A 2,625-nucleotide genomic window follows, 5' to 3' on the forward strand; every position below is an offset into this window, starting at 1 on the left:
CTTTTTCACCCAGCCCCTCGCCGAGCGCGATCCTGAGCTTTTTAGCGCGATCACGGCCGAGCTGGGCCGCCAGCGCGACGAGATCGAGCTGATTGCCTCCGAGAACATCGTCTCCGCCGCGGTGATGGAAGCGCAAGGCTCCGTGCTCACCAACAAATACGCCGAAGGCTACCCGGGGCGCCGCTACTACGGCGGCTGCCAGTATGTCGACGTCGCCGAAAACCTGGCGATCGACCGCGCCAAGCAGCTGTTCGGCTGCGAATATGCCAACGTGCAGCCGAACTCCGGCAGCCAGGCCAACCAGGGCGTGTTCCAGGCGTTGCTGCAGCCCGGCGACACCATCCTGGGCATGGATCTGGCCTCCGGCGGCCACCTGACCCATGGTGCTGCGCCGAACCAGTCGGGCAAGTGGTTCAACGCCGTGCATTACGGCGTGCGCCGCGATGACAACCGGATCGACTACGACCAGATCCAGGCGCTGGCCACCGAGCATAGCCCCAAGCTGATCATCGCCGGCGGCTCCGCCATCCCGCGCCAGATCGACTTTGCCAAGTTCCGTGAAATCGCGGACAGCGTCGGCGCCTATTTCATGGTCGACATGGCCCACATCGCGGGCCTGATCGCCGCCGGTGAGCACCCCTCGCCGTTCCCGCACGCGCATGTCGCCACCACCACCACCCACAAGACCCTGCGCGGCCCCCGCGGCGGCATGATCGTGACCAATGACGAGGCGATTGCCAAGAAGGTGAACTCGGCGATCTTCCCGGGCATTCAGGGCGGCCCGCTGATGCATGTGATCGCAGGCAAGGCGGCGGCCTTCGGCGAGGCGCTGAAGCCGGAGTTCAAGGCCTACCAGAAGCAGGTGCGGGCCAACGCGGCGGCGCTAGCGGACCAGCTGATCAAGGGCGGCCTGGACATCGTGACCGGCGGCACCGACACCCATGTGATGCTGGTCGACCTGCGGCCCAAGGGCGTGACCGGCAACATTGCCGACAAGGCGCTGGGCCGTGCCCATATCACCACCAACAAGAACGGCATCCCGTTCGACCCGGAAAAGCCCACCGTGACCTCGGGCCTGCGCCTCGGGACCCCGGCGGGCACCACCCGCGGCTTCGGCGAGGCGGAGTTCCGCCAGATCGCCGACCTGATCATCGAGGTGATAGACGGGCTGGCGGCCAGCGGTGAAGAGGGCAACGCGGATGTGGAAGCGGCGGTGCGCGCCAAGGTGGCGGACCTCTGCGCCAAATTCCCGCTCTACCCGAACCTGTAAGCCTTTACGGCACTGACAGAAACGAACCGCCGCGGCCCATCAGCCGCGGCGGTTATTCTTTGCCGCAAAGGCAGCCCTCCCGCGCCCCGCCGGTGCATCGCAGATGCCCCGGCACGGGCCTTGGGCCCGGCAGCGCCCCTAAGAGGGGCGCTGCCCGCGCCGTGCGGCCCGCACGGCGCCCCGCCCAACGCTTTCGCGACGGCCGCAGGCAGGCCGGAAAGGGGCGGGAGCGCCTCCGCCGCTGGACGGGCGGTGCGCGCGTTTGCGGGGCGTTTATGGCCTATCCGCCGGAAAATCCCAAAAAATTGTGGGATATTGTGGGGCGGTGTTGTAATGCGGCGGCGGGCCATGCCTAATCGAGTGAAGACTTAAGTTGCCAATGGGGTGCCTCTTGCCGGACTCTCTTGCCCTCTCCCACCGTGAAATGGAGCTTGTGGACGCCTTGCGGCGCCTTGGCGGCTCGGCCCGCAGTGCGGAGCTTGCCAGGATGCTCGACGTCTCAGAGGAGACCGTGCGCCGCACCATCAAGGCGCTGGACAAAGCGGGCGCGGTGCAGCGGGTGCATGGCGGCGCCTTCCTGGCCGGGCCGCAAAGCGCGACCAGCTTTGCCCGGCGGATTTCCGAGAACCAGAAGGAAAAGGCGCGGATTGCAGCCCGCGCGGCGGCGTATGTCCGCAATGGCATGGCGCTGTTTCTGGATGTCGGCTCCACCACCGCCTTTGTGGCCGAGGAGCTGCGGCAGAAGTCAGGCCTGACCGTGGTGACCAACTCCGTAGGGGCCGCGCAGACACTGGCAAACCACAATGGCAACCGGGTTCATTTCCTGGGCGGTGAATTGCAAAGCAACGAGCGCGGAACCTTCGGCTTTGTCACGGAACAGCAGGTGCGCCGCTTCGCGCTGGACCTGGCGATCCTGTCGGCGGACGGGTTCTCCGCCAAGCAGGGGATTCTCTACCACAGCGCGGCCGAGGCGCAGCTGGCGCGCGTTGTTGCGGAGTGCTCCGAACAGCTCGCTGTCGCCATTGCGCACCCCAAATTTGACGAAACCGCACCGCATTGCGGCCCGTCGCCGCGCAGGATTGATCTTTTGTTCACGGATCAGGCCCCTGGCAGGAAGCTGGCCGCAGCTCTCTCCGGCTGGGGGATAAAGACCGATATCGCGCCCGGGGCGGACGGTTGAGGGATCTGACATCAGCTCGGGCCGCGCCTGGGGGCTGGAAACCCAGGCCGTGCTGCGCGTCCCCGTTGCGCCCGCGGCCGGGCTGTGCTGATAGAGTTATGATAGTCCTCACGGCAGAGACCTCCTGCCACGGCGGGGAAACCGGAACCTGATATGGCGATCCTGACCTTTCTGA

General features: G+C 66.5%; 2 protein-coding genes. Both read left to right on the forward strand.

The window, feature by feature from the left end; all coding sequences use genetic code 11:
* The coding region (glyA, locus tag B2P87_RS05830) for a serine hydroxymethyltransferase (RefSeq protein ID WP_286852229.1) at positions 1 to 1,270 on the forward strand (1,270 nt) is incomplete at its 5' end.
* Between the two features lie 424 nt (positions 1,271 to 1,694).
* On the forward strand, positions 1,695 to 2,450 hold the full coding sequence (locus tag B2P87_RS05835; protein WP_259964260.1) for a DeoR/GlpR family DNA-binding transcription regulator: 756 nt from the start codon (positions 1,695 to 1,697) through the stop codon (positions 2,448 to 2,450).
* Positions 2,451 to 2,625 lie beyond the last annotated feature (175 nt).

This window comes from Leisingera sp. UBA4491 (assembly GCF_002388965.1).
GTDB lineage: Bacteria > Pseudomonadota > Alphaproteobacteria > Rhodobacterales > Rhodobacteraceae > Leisingera > Leisingera aquaemixtae.